This is a genomic window from Ruegeria sp. F12, assembly GCF_056533885.1.
The window spans coordinates 284,782-304,588 of sequence record NZ_JBQFOV010000005.1 but is presented as its reverse complement, the minus strand read 5'-3'; the positions used below and the strand labels follow the sequence as shown (position 1 = coordinate 304,588).

Genomic DNA, 19,807 nt, shown 5'->3' with positions numbered 1-19,807 from the left:
GCGGCGATCATGGCTCAAGCGCGCTCCCTTGCCCCATTTCACGCAGCCCGTCAACAATCCGTGCCAATGCCATACTCAGCGAGCCCTTGGCCAGAACTACATCCCCCGACCGGATCAGGTCAGGCAGCTTGTTGGCCATCTCGGCGCTTGTTTCCGTCCAAAGCCCGCGCTTGTCGTCGGGCAGCGCGTCGTGCAACGATTTCATCAGCGGACCAATGCAATGCACTTGATCGACCTTGGCCATCGCCGCAACATCTGCCATAGCCGCGTGCATTGGCAATTCCTGCGCACCCAGCTCTTTCATGTCACCCAGAAACGCCATGCGGCGGGAACCTTCGGCGGCTGCCAAAACGTCCAACGCCGCTGCCATCGAGGTCGGGTTGGCGTTGTAGCTGTCGTCCAGCAGCTCAATCTGACCACCACCAGCCAACGCGATTTGCTCGCGCACGCCACGGCCTTTGACTGGGGACCAGCGGCGCAGACCGGCAATCGCCTTGTCCAGATCGACCCCCATCTCGACGCAGGCCGCCAGAGCACCCAGGGCATTCATCGCAAAATGCGTGCCCGCCGATTGCACGTCGAAACGGACGGCGTCACCGCCCACCTGAGCCGTCGCGTGAACGGAGTCTGCGCTCTGCTCAACATCCGTGAGAATGTAGTCTGCCGCCACGCGCCCAAATTCCACAATGCCGGCACCACAGCTTTGCGCTGTCTCACGCAAGATACCCGCATGTTCAATATCAGCATTCACGATGGCCGCCCCACCGGGTTCCAGCCCTTCAAAGATCGCAGCTTTTTCACGAGCGATACCGGCCACCGAGTCGAACGCTTCAAGATGCACGGCCGCTACGGTCGTCACCAGCGCCACATGCGGGCGGGCCTGTTGGGCCAGAGGCGCAATCTCTCCGGGATGGTTCATGCCGATCTCAATCACTGCAAATTCGGTGTCGCGCGGCATCCGCGCCAAGGTCAGCGGCACGCCCCAATGGTTGTTGTAGCTGGCGACGCTGGCGTGGGTTTTGCCCCGAGTTTCCAGAATATTGGCCAGCATTTCCTTGGTCGAAGTCTTGCCCACACTGCCCGTCACACCCACCACGCGCGCATCGGTGCGTGCGCGGCCTGCCCGGCCCAACGCCTCCAACCCGGCCTGTACATCGTCGACGATCAGCAACGGCGCATCCTCGGCCACGCCATCGGGGATGCGGGACACCAAAGCCGCCCCTGCCCCCTTTTCCAACGCCTGCGCCACGAAGTCATGCCCGTCCCGTGCCGCCTTTAGCGCCACGAACAGGTCGCCGGGTTGCAAGGTTCGGGTGTCAATCGACACGCCGTTCACAGACCAGTCACAGGTGACGCGCCCGTCTGTAGCATCAGCGGCCTCAGCCGCAGTCCAGAGCGTCATGCCACCCTCCCGTCCAGCGCGGCCACGCTGATGCTGGCCTGTTCCACATCGTCAAAGGGCAGAACCTGATCGCCGACAATCTGGCCGGTTTCATGCCCTTTGCCCGCAATCAACAAAGCATCCCCCGGTTGCAACGCGTCTACGCCGCGCAAAATTGCCTCGGCCCGGTCGCCCACCTCAGCCGCCTCAGGCGCGCCCAACAAAACGGCGGCGCGTATGGTGGTCGGATCCTCGCTGCGGGGGTTGTCATCGGTGACAAAAACCACGTCGGCATGGTTTGCGGCCGCTTGCCCCATCAAAGGCCGCTTGGTCGCATCGCGATCGCCGCCTGCGCCAACGATGGCAATCAACCGCCCCATCACATGCGGGCGCAATGCCTTGAGCGCAGTGGCCACAGCGTCAGGCGTATGGGCATAGTCGACGAACACCGCCGCTCCATTGTGGCGTGTCGCCGCAAGTTGCATCCGGCCCCGCACGGTTGTCAGATGCGGCAAAGTTTCAAAAACGCGCTCAGGGTCCTCGCCGCCCGCGATCACCAGACCACAGGCCAGCAGGATATTTTCAGCCTGGAACCCTCCGATCAGGTTCAAGCGAGTTTGGAACACTTTGCCTTGCCATGAGAACCGCAAATCCTGCCCGGTCGCGTCAAAACGCTGGTTCATCAGGCACAGATCTGCATCGCCAAGCCCAACGGTCAGAACCTCCTGTCCGCGCGCCTTGGCGATCTTGCGAACTTCGGCCCCCTTGGGGTCACTCATATTGATCACGACGGTGCCGTCTTGCGGCAGCACCCGGTCGAAGAGACCAGCCTTGGCGGCGAAATACGCCTCGAACGTTTCGTGATAGTCCAGATGGTCCTGCGTGAAGTTCGAGAACCCTGCAGCCACTAGATGCACTCCGTCCAGACGGCGCTGTTCTAACCCGTGCGAGGACGCCTCCATCGCGGCGTGGGTCACGCCATTTGCGGCCGCCTCAGCTAGACAGCGATGCAGGGTGATCGGCTCGGGCGTGGTGTGGGCTAGCGGGGCGGTCCATGCGCCCTCGACCCCGGTGGTGCCCAAGTTGACGGCGGCGTGGCCCAGTTCCATCCAGATTTGGCGCACGAATGTGGCGACCGAGGTTTTCCCATTGGTTCCAGTTACGGCCACAATGGTCTGCGGCTGCGCGCCGAACCACAGCGCCGCACATCCAGCCAGCGCCTGACGCGGGTCTTCAACCACAACCAAAGCCGCATCTGATGCGGCCAGTTCATCGGCTGCAATCTCGGCCCCTTCGGCATCCGTCAGGATCGCTGCCGCGCCCATGCGCAGGGCGTATTGGATGAACTCTCCGCCATGGACCCGCGTGCCCGGCAAGGCAGCGAACAGAAAGCCCTCCTGCACCTCGCGGCTGTCTACGGCCAGACCGGTGATTTCGGGATTCGCGCCTCCGCGTGCGGTCAGGGCCAATTGGCTGAGTGTTTTTGTTCTTATGCCCATGCCCTACCCTTTGCCGGACGGTCTAATTTGAGGTGAGCGTTATAGCAGCGCGCGCCTCAGGCTCAAGCCGGGGACGAAGGCCCAGCAAGGGGGCGACACGTCCGATCAGTTCCGCAGCAACCGGAACGGCTGTCCACCCTGCCGTACGGCGCTTTTCGCCGTATGCCACGATTGAAGGTTCATCCAGCGTGACGATCAGCACGTATTTCGGATCATAAGCCGGAAAGATCGTTGCAAAGGTCGAGATCACTTTGTCATCGTAATACCCACCGCGCGGTTTGGGCTTATCGGCGGTGCCTGTCTTACCCGCAACGTCATAACCAGCCACATCGCCAAAGCTGGCGGTGCCATCTGTGACCACCTTGCGCAACATCTGCTGCGCCTGGCGCGCCGCACTGTCAGACATAATGCGCGGACCGTACTGAGGCCCATTGCGCCGCAAGATCGTCGGGCTGACATAGTGCCCGCCATTGGCAATTGCCGCATAACCCGCCGCCAGATGCATCGGGCTCGTCGACAACCCGTGGCCATAGGAAATGGTCACAGTGCTAAGTTCGCCCCATTTCTTGGGTTTCAGCGGTTCGCCACCTGCGGCCTCGACAATCTCAAACGGGGTGGGCTCGAACATGCCCAGCGCCTTGAGGAACTGTTGCTGCCGCTGCGCGCCGATCTGCAAAGCCAGCCGTCCCGTGCCCCGGTTCGAGCTGTGGACGATCACATCCGCAACGCTGATCTCCCCATAGTTCTTGCCGTTGAACTCGCCAATCGGGAACCGCCCGATCCGCATTGGTCCGGACGTGTCGATGATCGTGTTGGAATTCACCAAGCCAAGCTGCACCGCCTGAGCCGCCGTGAAAATCTTGAAGACCGAGCCCAGCTCGTACACGCCCTGCACATAGCGGTTGAACAGCGGACTGTCCGAAGGATCGAACCCCGAGGTCGGCGGGCGCGGTCGGTCATTGGGATCAAAAGACGGTAGCGATGCAGCTGAGACGACCTCGCCCGTATGAGCGTTCATCAGAACGGCGGACGCGCCCTTGGCGTTCATGATCTTCATGCCGCCATACAGAACCTGTTCGACCGCCGCCTGTACCGTCAGGTCCAGCGACAGTTGCAGCGGCTTGTTGCCATTGGCAGGGTTGCGCAGATAGTCGTCGAATTGTTTCTCGACACCAGCCACACCGATCACCTCGGCGGCGCTTACGCCTTCGCGCCCAAAGCCCGAGCCACCCAGAATATGCGCGGCCAGCTTACCGTTTGGATAAAGCCGCATCTCACGCGGGCCGAACAGGATACCAGGATCGCCGATGTCATGCACAGCCTGTTTCTGCTCGGGCGAGATCCGTTTCTTAATCCACAGGAATTTACGGTCGCCTGTGAAGTCCTTGATCAGGCGTTCTTTTTCCAGATCAGGAAAAATCGCCACTAACTGGTCCGCAGCCGCCACCGGGTCAATCATCAAAGGCGGCTGGGCATAGACAGAATAGGTGTCCAGATTGGTCGCCAGAATGCGCCCTTCACGGTCAACGATATTGGCGCGCTGCATAGCAATTGCAGCACCGGGGGCACTGGCCAGCGGTTCCTGCGCCTCGGAGGTGGCGAGCATCCCCATGCGAAAACCAACGACCGAAAAGGCGCAGAAAAAGAACAGACCCAGCACCAAAAGGCGCCCTTCGGCCCGCGCACGGGCGCGGTCTTTCATGTCTTCGTGACGCTGGCGGATATTCTCGCGTTCGATGGCTTTGGGGTTCTCACCCTTGGCGCGGGCGTCGAGAATACGGGCCAGAGGACGGAGGGGCGTACGTGTCATGGAATCTGCACCTCGCCCAGCGCCTGAATATTGGTGATCGCTTCCAACTCAAAAGGATCAACACCCGGCAAGTCCGGGTCTTCGGCGTAGGAAACCTGGTCGGCGCGCCCAAACTGCTCGGCACGCAAGGGCAACAGGCCCAAGCGCTCAAAGTTCAAGTCAGCCAGTTCGCGAAGGCGGTCCGGACGGTTTAGATAGGCCCATTCGGCGTTCAACACCGCCAGACGTACCTGCGCCATACCGATTTCACGCTGCAATTTCTGCGTTTCCTTCACCACCTGCTGGGTGCGGTAATTTTCCTGATATGCCCACAAGGCCAGCCCAAAAACCGAAAGTGCGGTCAATACATACAATATGCTTTTCATTTTGCCTTTCCCCCAAGTTGCGGCATCCCAATGGCGCGGGCTTCAATTTCCCCCGCCGGAGCCTCAGTCCGTACCGCCACGCGCAGCTTGGCCGAGCGCGCGCGCGGATTTTCTTGCAATTCCTGCTCGTCCGGCCCCACCGCCTTGCGCGTTTTCAGCGTGAATTGCGGCAGCTCCTGTTCCATCTCGGGCGCATAGCGGTTGGCGCGCCCGGTTTTACCCGCCCGCGACTGAAAGAACCGTTTGACCATGCGATCTTCGATGGAATGAAACGTCACCACGGCCAGCTGCCCGCCGGGCTTTAACGCCCGCTCGGCAGCCATGAGGCCTTGAAACAGTTCCTCATATTCTGCATTCACCGCGATCCGCAGCCCCTGAAAGCTGCGGGTCGCCGGGTGCGACTGCCCCGGTTTGGGGCGCGGCAGGCAGGATTCGATGATCTCGGCCAAACGAAGGGTCGTCGTGATCGCCTCCTCCGTACGCGCCTTGACAATGGCCTTGGAAATGCGGCGGCTGGCGCGTTCTTCGCCATAATGGAAGAGGATATCGGCCAGTTGCGCTTCGGTTGCGGTATTGACCAGATCTGCAGCGCTTTCGCCCTCCTGGCTCATCCGCATGTCCAGAGGGCCGTCCTTCATGAAGGAAAAGCCCCGCTCGGCCATATCCAACTGCATGGAAGACACGCCCAAATCCAGCACGACGCCATCCAGATCCTGCGCATATTCGTCCATGCGCGAGAATACACCGGCCTGCATCACCAGCCGGTCACCATAGTCGCCCGCCCATTCGGCTGCCATCTCAAAGGCCAGCGGATCACGATCAACGCCGATGACCTTGTCAGCCCCGGCGTCCAGCAGACCGCGCGTATAGCCACCCGCACCGAACGTCCCATCCAGCCAGATGCCCGAAACAGGAGCCACAGCCGCCAGCAATGGGCGCAACAGAACAGGGATATGAGGCTTCTCGGACGAGGGAGTAGCGCCGGCCATGCCGTTACGCGTCCCCGGCGCCGTCTAGGAATTCCAGCGGATCGAAATCGTCCGGCTGATCATCCAACCACTCTTCGGCGGCGGCGAGTTCCTCGGATTCGTATGTTTCCGGCTTCCAGATTTGGAATGTATCGCCCGCGGCGATAAAGAAGGCCTCGCCCTCGAGACCGATTTTGCTGCGCAGCTTGGCCGGCAGCACCAGACGTCCGGTTTCATCCACGGTTGTTGGAAAGGACTGCCCGTGGAACATGCGCTGCAACATCTTCCGCTGCATCGACCCGCGCGGCAAAGCGTCGATCTTGGCATCGACCTCGTCGATCGCCTGCATTGTATAGCATTCCAGAAATTTGCGGCGATGGTCGCCGTAGACGATCACCAGTTCAGGTGTGTCACCGGGCTGCCAGTTCGGATCAGAGGATTCAAGCACGCGGCGAAACGAGGCCGGGATCGAGACCCTGCCTTTCGTATCCACCTTGTGGTGGCTTTCACCTCTAAACCTGCGCGCCAAGACGACTGTCCCTTTCGCTTGCGCCCCACTTGAACTTCACGTTCCCCCCGGATGAAAAACGGCGGGTTGATCTGCTGCCACTGATCAACCCGCCGCATTGGCCCGCTGAGCGGGAAGTCCAGCTGCGCGCGCCACCTGGGGGGATGTCTGCTCGCCCGCGCGCCGGATCTCTTAAATGATGAAAGCGAGATGCCTGTATGAAACCTGTATTTTATTGGTTCGGGGTCGTTTGGTGCCCCATGTGCCTCGTCCTCATCGGATGAATAAGGGATGCCATGGGAATTTATGGAAAGCAATGAAAAATTTCTCTGCAATATTGGCGATTCTAAAGTCAAACCTCAAAATTCGAGATTAAATATAAGATGTCACCACAATATGTTGTTATAATAACCCATAACACGCCGATATATACACATTCCGGAGCATTTCCCTGAATTCCCATCAATTCCCAAAAAACTTTCCAATCAAGCAGGAATTCAAGGAAATCGGCATTTAGGCAACAGATTTTCGGGACGAATCGATGGCGATGAATCGCGGGCTTTCCATAAGATCCGTTGGGCAAACAACGCTTCGCCCATGAATTCCCATGCCCTTCTGGGGCAATAGTTCAGCAGCGCGACTACAAAAGCATCGCTAAACGGATGCACAAATTTCGGAAACTCCGCACAAAGATTTCGCAGAAAACCCGCATCAAGGATCAAGCTGACATTTCTTCCGAAAAGTGTAAAAGCTGAAAACCTTTATTTTTAAGGCACTTTCTTCCCTAAAACGCCAACCGGTTGATATCCATGCATTTGCTGCATAGCGGCATTGACGACGCGGACCATTGTGCAATCGCAGCATTTGCCTATTTTCAATCTCAAGCAAACGCCGGAACGCCCGGCAACACGGAAACACACAGGTTTTACTCATGGCCGCAGCAACACATCAAACCGCGCTCAAAAGCTCACCGGCAACCGGCATAGCTTCATTGATCGACGCGGCAAAGATCCGGTTCGCGCGCTATCGCGTCTACCGTCGGACAGTGAATGAACTGTCCGAATTGTCGAACCGAGAGCTGGCTGATTTGGGCCTGCACCGCTCGATGATCCGGCGCCTTGCGCTGCAAGCGGCCGAAGAGCAATTCGCGCGCACTTAAGCGCAACCATATACCGAGATCAGGTCCTTCCTCCTCCCTTTAGGACCTGTATTTCAGCGGCGGCATCTCTCCTCCTCCCTGATGTCGCCGCAGATTATACCGGCCCTGAACGCCGGAACGCGATACACCGGGTTCTCCTCCTCCCTTTCCCGGTGTTGAAAGCGCGCGGCGACGTCTCTCCTCCTCCCTGACGTCGCCGCGACTTAAACAAACCGGGATCAGACCCGGACGAAGATACATCAGGGCTCTCCTCCTCCCTGCCCTGATGTTGAAAGCGCGCGGCGACACCTCTCCTCCTCCCTGGTGTCGCCGCGACTTAGACATACCGGGATCAGACCCGGGTTCAGATACATCAGGGCTCTCCTCCTCCCTGCCCTGATGTTGCAAAGAACGGCGGTTCCCCTCCTCCTCCCTGGGAACCGCCGTTTTTCTTTTTTTGGCCCATTTTGTATGGTGGTGGAGTGTTGGCTTAGTTCAGGAGCATTCCATGGCCGCGTATTTCATCGCTCAGATTTCGATCCACGACCCGGACGGGTATCAGAAATATCTGGAGGGCTTCATGCCCATCTTTGATCGACACGGAGGGCGCCTGCTGACGGTCTCGTCAAAACCGGTCGAAGTGATCGAAGGCGTTTGGGAAAAAGATGGGATCGTTCTGATGGAGTTTCCCAGCCTCGAAGCCGCAAAGGCATGGAAAGACGACCCCGACTATATCGAGCTGGCCAAAATCAGGCGGAATACAGCCTCAGCCAATTTAGTTCTGGTTGACGGATTGTGACTGCTAAAACGGCACGTCGTCCTTGGCGGTCAGGAAACGCGCAACCACCTTTTTGACGCCTGCCTTGTCGAAATCGACCTCGACCTTGTCGCCCTCGATACCGATCACCGCGCCATAGCCGAATTTCTGGTGAAACACCCGCTCACCCAGCGTGAAACTGGCCACTGCGGTCGCATCAATCACCGTATTGCGGCTTTCGCGGGGCTGCGACATCCCATATTGCCCCTGCCGCGCCTGCATCCGCTTCCAGCCTGGTGAGTTGTAGACATCTGCCTTTACCGCGCGGGTTTCAATGGTCGCCGCCGGTTGAGCGCCGCCATAAAGCCCCGGAGGCGTCAGCACCTCCACATGATCCTCGGGCAATTCGTCGATGAACCGCGATGGCATCGCATTCTGCCACTGCCCGAACACCCGCCTATTGGCCGCGAAGGAAATCGTACAGACCTCTTCAGCGCGCGTGATGCCCACATAGGCCAGCCGCCGCTCTTCCTCCAAACCCTTGAGGCCGGATTCGTCCATCGACCGCTGCGAGGGGAACAGACCATCCTCCCACCCCGGCAGGAACACGGCGGGAAACTCCAATCCCTTGGCCGCGTGCAGCGTCATGATCGAGACCTTGGCCCCGTCGCCGTCCTGCTCATTGTCCATGACCAGACTGACATGCTCCAAGAACCCCTGCAGGTTCTCGAAATTGTCCAACTGGTTGACCAGTTCCTTGAGATTCTCCAACCGTCCTGGTGCCTCAGGCGTCTTTTCATTCTGCCAATGAGCCGTATAGCCGGATTCGTCCAACACGATCTGCGCCAGTTCGATATGCGAGACCTCGGGCTCACCAAACCGCAGCGGCGCGCCGTCGTCGATGACCGAGTCATCCTCGACCTCGATCCGCGGCCCGCGCGTCATCGCATTCCAGCGCGCCAGCCCCTCGATCAATTCGCGCAGCGCCTTGCCGCCTTTGCCCTTGATCAGCCCATTGTCGACCGCAATCCGTGCCCCGTCGACCAACGACACGCCATTTTCGCGCGCGGTCATCTGGATCGTCTGCTGCGCCTTGTCGCCCAAACCACGCTTGGGCGTGTTCACGATCCGCTCGAACGCCAGATCGTCGCCGGGGCTGACCACAAGCCGGAAATAGGCCATGGCATCGCGTATCTCCATCCGCTCATAGAACCGAGGGCCACCGATCACCTTGTAAGGCAACCCGATGGTCAGAAACCGATCCTCGAACGCGCGCATCTGGTGCGAGGCGCGAACAAGGATGGCGATTTCATCCAGATTCATCGGACGAATCCCACGCGTGCCACCTTGCAGCGCGTCGATTTCCTCGCCGATCCAGCGGGCCTCTTCCTCGCCATCCCAATGGCCGATCAGGTTGACCTTGTGGCCGTCTTCTGCATCCGTCCAAAGCTCTTTACCCAAACGGTTTTCATTGCCGCGAATGACATTCGAGGCAGCGGCCAGAATATGCGGGGTCGAGCGGTAATTCTGCTCCAATCGCACCACAAACGCGCCTGGGAAATCCTTTTCGAACCGCAAGATGTTACCCACCTCGGCCCCGCGCCAGCCATAGATCGACTGGTCATCATCGCCCACGCAACAGATATTCTTGTGCCCCCCGGCCAGCAGTCGTAGCCACAGATATTGAGCGACGTTGGTGTCCTGATATTCGTCCACGAGGATGTATCGGAACCAGCGTTGGTACTGTTTCAACACATCCTCGTGCTGCTGAAAGATCGTGACCATGTGCAGCAACAGGTCGCCGAAGTCGACGGCGTTCAGCTCGCGCAGACGGGTCTGATACTGCGCATAAAGTTCAACGCCTTTGTTGTTATAGGCCCCCGCATCCGCAGTGGGCACCTTGTCGGGCGACAGCGCGCGGTTCTTCCAATCGTCGATGATCCCGGCCAGCATTCGCGCGGGCCAGCGCTTGTCATCAATATTGGCTGCCTGAATCAACTGCTTTAGCAGTCGCAACTGGTCATCTGTATCTAGGATGGTGAAGTTCGATTTCAGATCGACCAATTCCGCGTGACGCCGCAGCAATTTCGCACTGATTGAATGAAAAGTCCCTAGCCACCTTACAGGTTCTGAAATGCAGTAAGGAGTTTTCTCCAAGCGACGCTGCATTTCTCTGGCAGCCTTGTTGGTAAACGTTACCGCCAGAATCTCATTTGGCCTTACGCCGTATCGCTCGATCAAGTGCGCGACACGGGCCATCAGGGTTTTCGTTTTACCTGTTCCAGCCCCAGCCAATATCAGCAACGGGCCCTCAACTTGCTGAACCGCTTCCAATTGGGACGGGTTCAAGTCCGCTAAGTAAAGCCCAGTGCTTTTAGCGACGCGCGGCATCGCGCGCGCGGACAGGGATGCGCCCTCGAAGGCGTCCATTTCGTCGGAACTGCTCATACCCGCAAACTACGCCGGATCAGTCCCGAGGGAAAGAGTTTGTTCACCCCTTGTTCGCAAAGAGTTTTGTAGAAGGTTCCAATCAATTCTAATCAACTCCTCTGATTTGCGCAGACAAAAGTTAACCTTCCGTCAAAGCTTGCACCTGATGCTTCCAGCCAAAGAAGTGGGAGCGCGAAAATGGAAACCAATACAGAAACAACCGGGGCATCCCGCTTGAAAATGGCCGCCATCATATTGACTTTGATGGCTCTGACTGCGGTGTCCGGCTGGGGAATCTATGCGGTACCAACGCCGGTCGTTGATCGGATGCTGGAAGCAGACCTGCGTAAAGAAGCAACGCAACTGGGCAAACAAGTCACCTCTCATCTTAATGATGTAGAAGCCACGTTCCAGACGGGATCTATTGGAATTCATGACCAGGAGTTTCTGGAACTGTTGCCGGCGACTTCGGACATCTACCGATTTAAACTGTTCAATGCGGATGGCGGCGTGTTCTGGTCGACCCGGTCTGCGGACGTGGGAACCGTGAATTCCAAGCCCTATTTTCAATCCGTTATCCGGCAGGGAAATATCTATTACAAACACGAAGAAAAACCTCTGACCGAAGTCGACGACTATGAAGGAACGGCCATTCACGCCTCTGGTCCTGAAACCCGTCATGTGGCCGAAATCTATACGCCAATCATCCGCGACGGTGAGTTTCTTGGCGCGATCGAATTCTATTCCGACATCACCGATGTTCGAAATCTGTTCATTGATCGCGTTCGCTTGTCGCTTTTCATTCTAAGTGCCGTTGCGCTTCTGGCCTTCAGTATCGTGACGCTGGTTGTCTATCGCAGCAACCGCCGACAGATGCGTAGCCTACGCGGGCGTGCGGTGAAAGAGCGCCAATTGATGGATGAACAACTCCGCCTGGCCCGCGAAGTTCGGTTACTGGGCGAATTGAACGAGTGGCTGCAATCCAGCCAGTCTCTAGATGAGCTTTTCGACATGGTTTCACGGTTTATGACGCATATCCTGCCCGGGGCCGAGGGGAGCGTCTATGTTTATTCGAACTCCCGCGATGTGCTGGATGGCTGCGCCAGTTGGAACGGGGCAGAGCATAAGGCGCATATTCATCCCGAAGGCTGTTGGGGCCTGCGGCGCGGCCGCACCTATGAGTTCGGCGCGTCCGAAATTGATTTCGTCTGCGAGCACGCCGAACCGCATGATGGTCGCCCGTATTTCTGCTTTCCAATCCTCGCACATGGCGAAACCGTCGGATTGCTGCACTTGCGAGCGTTGGAGGGGCGTAAAGATTGCTTCCATTCCAGCAAGAAATTGGCTCAACTTTGCGCCGAACAGATCAGTATGGCGATTGCCAACGTGCGTATGCGTGATCAACTGCATGACCAATCTGTCCGCGACCCGCTGACCGGGCTTTTCAATCGCAGACACATGACAGAGACTTTGCGCAAGTCCATCAACCGCAGCCAACAGACCGGTGCCCCGCTGAGCTTGATTGCAGTGGATGTGGACCATTTCAAGAAGTTTAACGACACCCATGGGCATGATGCGGGTGACATGGTTTTACGGGCGGTTGGCTCGGCGCTGGAGCAAGGATGCGACCGGGACGAGGTCGCCTGCCGGATCGGAGGAGAGGAATTCATGTTGATCCTGCCGGACAATCGCCCAGAGGATGCGGTAACCCGCGCAGAACACTTGCGTCAGGCGGTCGAGGCGGTCACGGTTCGCTACGGTGAAAAGGCGTTGCCGCGCATCACGATTTCGGTTGGCGTGGCCCATTATCCGGCCCATGGGGCAATGCCGCAGGACCTGATGCGCGCGGCGGACGACGCCCTATATGCGGCCAAGGACAAAGGGCGCAATCAGGTGCAGGTGGCCGGCGATGCGCAGAACGCACCAGAAGCTCTTCGTCCCGTGAAAACCGCTTTGGGCAAAGCAAAACCTTAAAATCCTTGCCGAATCGCCCGTTTGGTCAGATCAAACGGCATGGATCTACACAGCCTCTACCCCGGCATAGCCGACCTGAAACGCCGTGCGCAGCGTCGTATCCCTCATTTCGTATGGGAATATCTGGACAGTGGCACGGGAGTCGAAGCGACCCTGCGCAGGAATCGTGTCGGATTAGATCGCCTGGGGTTCGCACCTTCGATCCTGCACGGCCCAATCGAATGCGACACACAGGTGGAATTTCTGGGTCGCACCTATCCTATGCCTGTTGGCGTCGCGCCTATCGGGATGGCGGGATTGATCTGGCCGGACGCCGAGGGGCTGCTGGCCCGTGCAGCCGCAGCAGCCAGACTGCCCTTCACGCTGTCGAATGTCGCCGCCCAAAGCCCCGAGGATGTCGCCCCGCATCTGGGCAATGACGCGTGGTTTCAACTGTATCCGCCAAAAGACCCGGATATCCGGCGCGACCTGTTGGACCGGGTTCGGCAAGCCGGGTTCTCAACCCTTGTACTGACCGCAGATGTTCCGGTTGCGTCCAGACGCGAACGGCAGACACGCTCCGGGCTGACCAATCCGCCGAAGCTTACACCAAAGCTACTGGCTCAGATCGCACAACGCCCGGCTTGGGCCATGGCCATGGCACGCAGCGGGCCTCCGCGTATGCGGACTTTGGACAAATATACCGACAACTCAAGCAACCTGCCTCCGACGGCGCATGTGGGTTACCTACTCAGAACTTCGCCGGACATGGAATATGTGCACTGGCTGCGCGATGCGTGGGACGGGCCGCTGATCGTCAAGGGCGTGATGCGCCCCGAAGATGCCGAGCCGTTGAAGCAAGCGGGGGTGGACGCGTTGTGGGTCTCGAATCACGGGGGGCGGCAATTTGATGGCGCGCCAGCCGGAATAGACGTGCTGCCCACCATCCGCGCGGCAACCGACCTGCCGCTAATCTTCGACAGCGGCGTTGAAGGCGGCCTCGATATCTTGCGTGCGCGCGCCTCCGGAGCGGATTTTGTCATGTTGGGACGGGGCTTTATGTATGCCCTGGCCGCGCTGGGTGCTGCGGGACCAGCGCATGTCATCGACATATTACGACAGGATCTGAAGGCCAATATGGGACAACTAGGAGCCCGAACGCTGGAAGAAATCCCACCAATTTTAACGTTGGATTGATGCTGCACCGCAGCATGTGTATGAAGAAAGCGCCACAAAAGGGCGTTTGCGAGCGTTAACATGCCGGTTCTACCCAGAACGACTGATATACGCGCACGTATTGTCCGCCTATCAACACGGCCAAACCACAAAGACCGGGACAGACAATGACCGACTTCAAAAAGATCCTGATTGCCAACAGGGGCGAGATTGCCATTCGCGTAATGCGCGCAGCCAATGAGATGGGCAAACGCACCGTTGCCGTCTTTGCAGAAGAAGACAAGCTGGGCTTGCATCGCTTCAAGGCGGATGAGGCCTATCGCATTGGCGAGGGGCTGGGCCCGGTTGCTGCTTACCTCAGCATTGACGAAATCATCCGCGTTGCCAAGGAATGCGGTGCAGACGCGATCCACCCCGGCTATGGGCTTCTGTCGGAAAATCCGGACTTCGTGGATGCCTGCGTGCAGAACGGCATCACTTTCATCGGCCCCAAGGCTGAAACAATGCGCGCCCTTGGTGACAAAGCGAGTGCCCGCAAGGTTGCCATCGCCGCTGACGTGCCGGTTATCCCCGCCACGGAAGTTCTGGGCGACGATATGGCCGCGATCAAAGCCGAAGCCGCCGAGATCGGGTACCCGTTGATGCTGAAAGCCAGCTGGGGCGGCGGTGGACGCGGGATGCGCCCCATCAACTCGGAAGACGAGTTGGAAGAAAAGGTTCTGGAAGGCCGCCGCGAAGCCGAAGCCGCCTTTGGCAATGGCGAGGGGTATCTGGAAAAGATGATCACCCGCGCCCGCCACGTCGAAGTTCAGATACTGGGCGACAAGCATGGCGAGATTTATCACCTATACGAACGTGACTGTTCAGTTCAGCGCCGCAACCAGAAGGTCGTGGAACGCGCCCCTGCCCCGTATCTGAGTGAAGAACAACGTGCGGAAATCTGCGAGCTGGGTCGCCGCATCTGCGCTCATGTAAACTATGAATGCGCGGGCACGGTTGAATTCCTGATGGATATGAATACCGGCAAGTTCTACTTCATCGAGGTGAATCCGCGCGTACAGGTCGAACACACTGTCACCGAAGAAGTCACCGGCATCGACATCGTCCAGGCTCAGATCCTGATCGCAGAGGGCAAGACACTGGCCGAAGCCACCGGCAAAGCCAACCAAGATGAGGTACAACTGAACGGTCACGCCCTGCAAACGCGCGTAACGACCGAAGATCCGCTGAACAACTTTATCCCGGATTATGGCCGCATCACTGCCTATCGCTCGGCCACTGGTATGGGCATCCGGCTGGATGGCGGCACGGCCTATGCGGGCGGGGTGATCACGCGGTATTATGACTCGCTGCTGACCAAGGTTACTGCCTGGGCGCCAACGCCCGAGAAAGCAATTGCGCGGATGGACCGCGCGCTGCGCGAATTCCGGGTGCGCGGTGTTTCGACCAATATTGCGTTTGTCGAGAATCTGCTGAAACACCCGACCTTCCTGTCGAATGAATACACCACCAAATTCATCGACGAAACACCAGACCTGTTCACCTTCAAGAAACGCCGTGACCGGGGCACCAAGGTTCTGACCTATATCGCGGATATCACCGTTAACGGGCATCCCGAAACCAAAGACCGCCCAATGCCACGCGCCGATCTGAAAGACGCGCGCCCACCTGCGTTGAAGGGTGAGCCCAAGATGGGCACCCGCAACCTGCTGGAACAGAAAGGTCCGCAGGCTGTTGCCGACTGGATGAAAGCGCAGCGCCAGCTGCTGATCACCGACACCACCATGCGTGACGGGCATCAGTCGCTGTTGGCCACCCGGATGCGCTCGATCGATATGATCAAAGTGGCCCCGACCTATGCTGCGAACCTGCCGCAGTTGTTCTCAGTCGAATGCTGGGGCGGTGCGACCTTTGATGTAGCCTACCGCTTCTTGCAGGAATGCCCGTGGCAGCGCCTGCGCGACCTGCGCGAAGCGATGCCGAACCTGATGACCCAGATGCTGCTGCGCGGCGCGAACGGTGTTGGCTACACCAACTACCCCGACAACGTGGTGCAGGAATTCGTCCGTCAGGCGTCGCAGAATATCGACGTGTTCCGCGTGTTCGACTCGCTGAACTGGGTCGAGAATATGCGCGTGGCGATGGATGCAGTCGTTGAGAACGGAAAGATCTGTGAGGGCACCGTTTGTTATACCGGTGATATTCTAGACCCGGATCGCTCGAAGTATGACCTGAAATACTATGTCGGCATGGCGAAAGAGCTGCGCGATGCAGGTGCTCATATCCTTGGCCTGAAAGATATGGCGGGTCTGCTGAAACCGGCCTCGGCCAAAATCCTGATCCGCGCGCTGAAAGAAGAGGTCGGTCTGCCGATCCACTTCCACACGCACGACACTGCTGGCATCGCAAGCGCCACCATTCTGGCCGCGTCCGAGGCGGGCGTGGACGCGGTGGATTGCGCGATGGACAGTTTCTCGGGCAACACCTCGCAAGCGACGCTGGGTACCGTGGTCGAAGCGCTGCGCCATACCGAGCGTGATACCGGTCTGGACATCAAAGCCATCCGCGAAATCAGCGATTACTTCGAGGCGGTGCGCGGCCAATACGCCGCCTTCGAATCCAGCCTGCAGGCCCCAGCCTCCGAGGTCTACCTGCACGAAATGCCCGGCGGTCAGTTCACCAACCTCAAAGCGCAGGCGCGCAGCTTGGGGCTGGAGGAACGCTGGCACGAGGTCGCCCAGATGTATGCCGACGTGAACCAGATGTTCGGCGATATCGTCAAGGTGACACCATCGTCCAAGGTGGTTGGTGACATGGCGCTAATGATGGTCAGCCAGGGCCTGACCCGCGATGACGTGGAAAGCCCGGATACGGATGTGGCCTTCCCTGATTCAGTCGTGGACATGATGCGCGGCAACCTGGGCCAACCTCCGGGCGGGTTCCCGGACACGATCATCAAGAAGGTGCTAAAGGACGAATCGCCCAACACCCAGCGCCCCGGTAAGGACGTTCCTGCGGTCGATCTGGAAGCCACCCGTGCAGATCTGTCCAAGCAGTTGGATGGCAAAGAGGTCGATGACGAGGACCTGAACGGCTACCTGATGTATCCCAAGGTCTTCCTGGATTACATGGGCCGCCACCGCACATATGGTCCAGTCCGTACTCTGCCTACCCGCACCTTCTTCTATGGTATGAATCCGGGTGAAGAAATCACAGCCGAGATCGACCCCGGAAAGACGCTGGAAATCCGGTGTCAGGCCATTGGCGAGACAGATGAGAACGGCGAGGTCAAAGTCTTCTTCGAACTCAACGGGCAACCCCGCGTCATCCGCGTGCCAAACCGATTGGTGACCGCGTCCACACAGGCTCGCCCCAAGGCCGAAGCGGGCAACCCAAACCACGTGGGCGCTCCGATGCCCGGTGTTGTGGCCACTGTCAGCGTCACTTCAGGTCAGGAGGTAAAAGAAGGCGATCTACTGCTCACCATCGAAGCGATGAAGATGGAAACCGGCATCCATGCCGAACGCGACGCTGTTGTGAAGGCCGTCCATGTCCAGCCAGGCGGTCAGATTGACGCTAAGGACCTACTGGTCGAACTGGAATGAACGACCTAGTTTAGCTTCCAACTGGAGGGCCGCCCGGAAATCCGGACGGCCCTTTTCATGCGTCAGGGAGAAAAACATGCTGTCCATCACACCTATCTACGCCGCCGTCCTGGCGCTCATCTACATCGCTCTCAGCGGTTGGGTCATCACTAAACGCCGTGGCCACAAGATCTCTTACGGTGATTCCGGTAATAGCGAGATGCTCAAGGCGATCCGAACCCATTCCAACTTCGTCGAATACACCCCGTTCGCGCTGCTGCTGATCGCCATGGTCGAGCTTCAGGGCGCAAGCGGCCTGCTCGTCAATCTGCTGGGGCTGAGTTTGCTGGCCGGGCGCGTCCTGCATGTCTATGGGTTCGGCAAAACCCCGCAGATCGTTATCTTTCGACAGCTTGGTATGGTGCTGACATTCACGGCTCTTCTGGTCGCCGCTCTCGCGAACCTTGTTCTGGCGCTTTAGCCGCTGTCGCTGGGATCATCCCATCAGAACGCGTGTTTCAATCTTCGGAGCTTTCATAAGCTCCGGTTCCGCCTCGCCCAACCGGTCACCGTCCTGCACACAAAATGCAGATGTCAAAACAATCAATGCGGCTAACAACGCCATTTTCATGTCTGCTATACGCGTCATATCCTCTGCTCCATCCTGTTGGTTTTGCAACGCTCTATGACTTGAACACGTCAGACCGGCATTTCCGTCGAAACATTTTTCCTTTTTTTTTATTTTTCCGCTTGCAGCCCCGCGTGGGAATTTATACATCCCTCCTCACTCAACGGCGCGGGCGTAGCTCAGGGGTAGAGCATAACCTTGCCAAGGTTAGGGTCGGGCGTTCGAATCGCCTCGCCCGCTCCATTGAGAGGTCTCCGGACCAAAACATATGTATCTGATGCGGGCGTAGCTCAGGGGTAGAGCATAACCTTGCCAAGGTTAGGGTCGGGCGTTCGAATCGCCTCGCCCGCTCCAGATACAGCATTTTTTCAAACTTTACTGGTGTCTTGCGGGATGTTGCGTCATTCTGAGGTCGTTAACGATTGCAGGATGTTATTATGTCCAACTACACCATCCGCCCTCTTACCGAGGCGGAAGTCAAACAAGCCGTGGACTGGGCTGGCCGCGAAGGCTGGAACCCCGGGGTCCACGATGCCGAGTGTTTCAGGCCCACAGACCCCGACGGATTTATGGGCGGTTTTCTGGATGGGGAGATGGTCGCTTCGGTCTCAGCCGTGAATTACGACGATGCGTTTTCCTTTCTGGGGTTCTACATTGTCCGACCGGAATATCGCAGCCATGGTCACGGGCTTGAAATCGCAGGCCACGCGCTGGCCCATTGCGAAGGCCGCAATATGGGGCTGGATGGAGTGGTCGAACAGCAGGACAACTATCGCAAATCCGGCTTCACATTTGCCTACAACAACTACCGCTTCGGCGCGCGGGTTCGGGATGTGCTGCCCAAGCTGGGGCAAGTTCTGGGCAATGGTGTAGCCTCGCTGTCGACCGCCAGCGACGCCCTCAAAGCCTATGACCGCCAACTGTTTCCAGCGGCGCGCGACAGCTTCCTGCAAAGCTGGCTAGGGGCCACCAGCCATATCTCTCGGGTTTATACCGAGAGTGGCCAGATCAGGGGCTATGCCACTCTGCGCCCCTGCAAGACGGGCTACAAGGTTGGCCCGTTATTTGCCGACGACGCCGCGATAGCGCAGGCGCTGCTGGCAAGCCTCTTGGCGGCCATTCCCGTGGATCATCGCGATCACGATGTCTTTGTCGATATGCCCCAACCAAATGCGGCGGCATTCGCCATGGCCCAGCAATTGGGATTGGACAAAGTGTTCGAAACCGCGCGGATGTATTCCGATCACGAACCGGATATCGACCTCAGCCGGATCTTCGGCGTGACAACGTTTGAACTGGGTTAGAACGCCTTGAACGTCATTGTAGTCAGTGATCGTTCGATGCCGGGAATCACCAGCAGATTTTCGTTGATGAAATGGCCCACATCCTCTGCCTCGGGGATGTAAAGCTTCAGCAACAGATCGTATTCGCCGCTGGTCGAGTACAGCTCGGAGTGGATTTCGCGCAGAGCGATTTCTTCGGCCACTTTGTAAGTGGTGCCGGGTTTGCAGCGGATCTGGATGAAAACGCAGGTGGACATGGGCCGGACCTTGTTGGTTTGAGTTGCTCGCAAGCTGGCACGGGGCGGGCCGGGGTGCAATCCCCTGCAA

17 protein-coding genes and 2 tRNA genes are annotated in these 19,807 nt (G+C 58.4%); 9 read left to right on the top strand and 10 right to left on the bottom strand.

Going from position 1 to position 19,807, the window contains the following annotated elements; all coding sequences use genetic code 11:
* Positions 1-7: 7 nt before the first annotated feature.
* The 7 genes from ACR0CA_RS09920 to ACR0CA_RS09890 all read right to left on the bottom strand — a co-directional run bounded on the left by ACR0CA_RS09920 (position 8) and on the right by ACR0CA_RS09890 (position 7,253).
* Positions 8-1,402, bottom strand: a complete 1,395-nt coding sequence (locus tag ACR0CA_RS09920; RefSeq protein ID WP_480898694.1) for a UDP-N-acetylmuramoyl-tripeptide--D-alanyl-D-alanine ligase — start codon at positions 1,400-1,402, stop codon at positions 8-10.
* Complete coding sequence (locus ACR0CA_RS09915) at positions 1,399-2,880, bottom strand: UDP-N-acetylmuramoyl-L-alanyl-D-glutamate--2,6-diaminopimelate ligase (RefSeq protein WP_480898692.1); 1,482 nt, start codon at positions 2,878-2,880, stop codon at positions 1,399-1,401. Before ACR0CA_RS09915 ends, ACR0CA_RS09920 begins: the two co-directional genes overlap by 4 nt.
* A 22-nt stretch (positions 2,881-2,902) precedes the next feature.
* Positions 2,903-4,690 (bottom strand): peptidoglycan D,D-transpeptidase FtsI family protein, encoded by a 1,788-nt coding sequence (locus tag ACR0CA_RS09910; RefSeq protein WP_480503169.1) that lies wholly within the window; start codon positions 4,688-4,690, stop codon positions 2,903-2,905.
* Positions 4,687-5,055 carry a cell division protein FtsL gene (gene ftsL / locus ACR0CA_RS09905; RefSeq protein ID WP_170769203.1) on the bottom strand — a complete coding sequence of 123 codons (369 nt, stop codon included), beginning with the start codon at positions 5,053-5,055 and terminating at the stop codon, positions 4,687-4,689. Before ftsL ends, ACR0CA_RS09910 begins: the two co-directional genes overlap by 4 nt.
* Complete coding sequence (rsmH, locus tag ACR0CA_RS09900) at positions 5,052-6,044, bottom strand: 16S rRNA (cytosine(1402)-N(4))-methyltransferase RsmH (protein ID WP_480898688.1); 993 nt, start codon at positions 6,042-6,044, stop codon at positions 5,052-5,054. Before rsmH ends, ftsL begins: the two co-directional genes overlap by 4 nt.
* Positions 6,045-6,048: 4 nt before the next feature.
* The gene (mraZ, locus tag ACR0CA_RS09895) at positions 6,049-6,516 is read right to left on the bottom strand and encodes a division/cell wall cluster transcriptional repressor MraZ (RefSeq protein WP_480898685.1); all 468 of its coding nucleotides are present in this window, start codon (positions 6,514-6,516) and stop codon (positions 6,049-6,051) included.
* Positions 6,517-7,028: 512 nt separating this feature from the next.
* Positions 7,029-7,253: a hypothetical protein gene (locus tag ACR0CA_RS09890; protein WP_480898682.1), complete on the bottom strand. Its 225-nt coding sequence runs from the start codon at positions 7,251-7,253 to the stop codon at positions 7,029-7,031.
* A gap of 209 nt (positions 7,254-7,462) precedes the next feature.
* Here ACR0CA_RS09890 and ACR0CA_RS09885 point away from each other — a divergent pair, with 209 nt between their 5' ends.
* Together ACR0CA_RS09885 and ACR0CA_RS09880 are read left to right on the top strand one after the other, a co-directional pair.
* The gene (locus tag ACR0CA_RS09885) at positions 7,463-7,690 is read left to right on the top strand and encodes a DUF1127 domain-containing protein (RefSeq protein ID WP_480898680.1); all 228 of its coding nucleotides are present in this window, start codon (positions 7,463-7,465) and stop codon (positions 7,688-7,690) included.
* A 487-nt stretch (positions 7,691-8,177) separates the two neighbouring features.
* Complete coding sequence (locus tag ACR0CA_RS09880) at positions 8,178-8,468, top strand: DUF1330 domain-containing protein (RefSeq protein WP_480898677.1); 291 nt, start codon at positions 8,178-8,180, stop codon at positions 8,466-8,468.
* 3 nt (positions 8,469-8,471) lie between these two features.
* Here ACR0CA_RS09880 and ACR0CA_RS09875 read toward each other — a convergent pair whose 3' ends face one another.
* Positions 8,472-10,874, bottom strand: coding sequence for an ATP-dependent helicase (locus tag ACR0CA_RS09875; protein ID WP_480898674.1), 2,403 nt, complete (start codon positions 10,872-10,874; stop codon positions 8,472-8,474).
* 180 nt (positions 10,875-11,054) lie between these two features.
* Between ACR0CA_RS09875 and ACR0CA_RS09870 the strand changes: the two genes are divergently transcribed.
* The 4 genes from ACR0CA_RS09870 to ACR0CA_RS09855 all read left to right on the top strand — a co-directional run bounded on the left by ACR0CA_RS09870 (position 11,055) and on the right by ACR0CA_RS09855 (position 18,050).
* A complete protein-coding gene (locus ACR0CA_RS09870) occupies positions 11,055-12,830 on the top strand; it encodes a sensor domain-containing diguanylate cyclase (RefSeq protein WP_480898672.1) in 1,776 nt (591 codons plus the stop codon).
* Positions 12,831-12,869: 39 nt separating this feature from the next.
* A complete protein-coding gene (locus ACR0CA_RS09865; RefSeq protein WP_170769196.1) occupies positions 12,870-14,006 on the top strand; it encodes an alpha-hydroxy acid oxidase in 1,137 nt (378 codons plus the stop codon).
* A gap of 146 nt (positions 14,007-14,152) precedes the next feature.
* A complete protein-coding gene (locus ACR0CA_RS09860; RefSeq protein WP_480898668.1) occupies positions 14,153-17,590 on the top strand; it encodes a pyruvate carboxylase in 3,438 nt (1,145 codons plus the stop codon).
* Positions 17,591-17,666: 76 nt separating this feature from the next.
* On the top strand, positions 17,667-18,050 hold the full coding sequence (locus ACR0CA_RS09855; protein ID WP_480898666.1) for an MAPEG family protein: 384 nt from the start codon (positions 17,667-17,669) through the stop codon (positions 18,048-18,050).
* Positions 18,051-18,065: 15 nt separating this feature from the next.
* On the opposite strand, the gene ACR0CA_RS09850 is transcribed toward ACR0CA_RS09855, so the two are convergent.
* Positions 18,066-18,347 carry a hypothetical protein gene (locus ACR0CA_RS09850; protein ID WP_170784088.1) on the bottom strand — a complete coding sequence of 94 codons (282 nt, stop codon included), beginning with the start codon at positions 18,345-18,347 and terminating at the stop codon, positions 18,066-18,068.
* Positions 18,348-18,365: 18 nt separating this feature from the next.
* On the opposite strand from ACR0CA_RS09850, the gene ACR0CA_RS09845 reads away from it, so the two are divergent.
* From ACR0CA_RS09845 to ACR0CA_RS09835, 3 genes are all read left to right on the top strand, one after another.
* Positions 18,366-18,440, top strand: a tRNA-Gly gene (locus ACR0CA_RS09845).
* A 36-nt stretch (positions 18,441-18,476) separates the two neighbouring features.
* Positions 18,477-18,551: transfer RNA gene (locus ACR0CA_RS09840), tRNA-Gly, on the top strand.
* A gap of 83 nt (positions 18,552-18,634) precedes the next feature.
* Positions 18,635-19,501 carry a GNAT family N-acetyltransferase gene (locus tag ACR0CA_RS09835; RefSeq protein ID WP_480898662.1) on the top strand — a complete coding sequence of 289 codons (867 nt, stop codon included), beginning with the start codon at positions 18,635-18,637 and terminating at the stop codon, positions 19,499-19,501.
* Here the strand turns inward: ACR0CA_RS09835 and ACR0CA_RS09830 are convergent.
* Complete coding sequence (locus ACR0CA_RS09830; protein ID WP_170769191.1) at positions 19,498-19,737, bottom strand: Lrp/AsnC family transcriptional regulator; 240 nt, start codon at positions 19,735-19,737, stop codon at positions 19,498-19,500. The two genes, ACR0CA_RS09835 and ACR0CA_RS09830, sit on opposite strands and share 4 nt — an antisense overlap.
* Positions 19,738-19,807 lie beyond the last annotated feature (70 nt).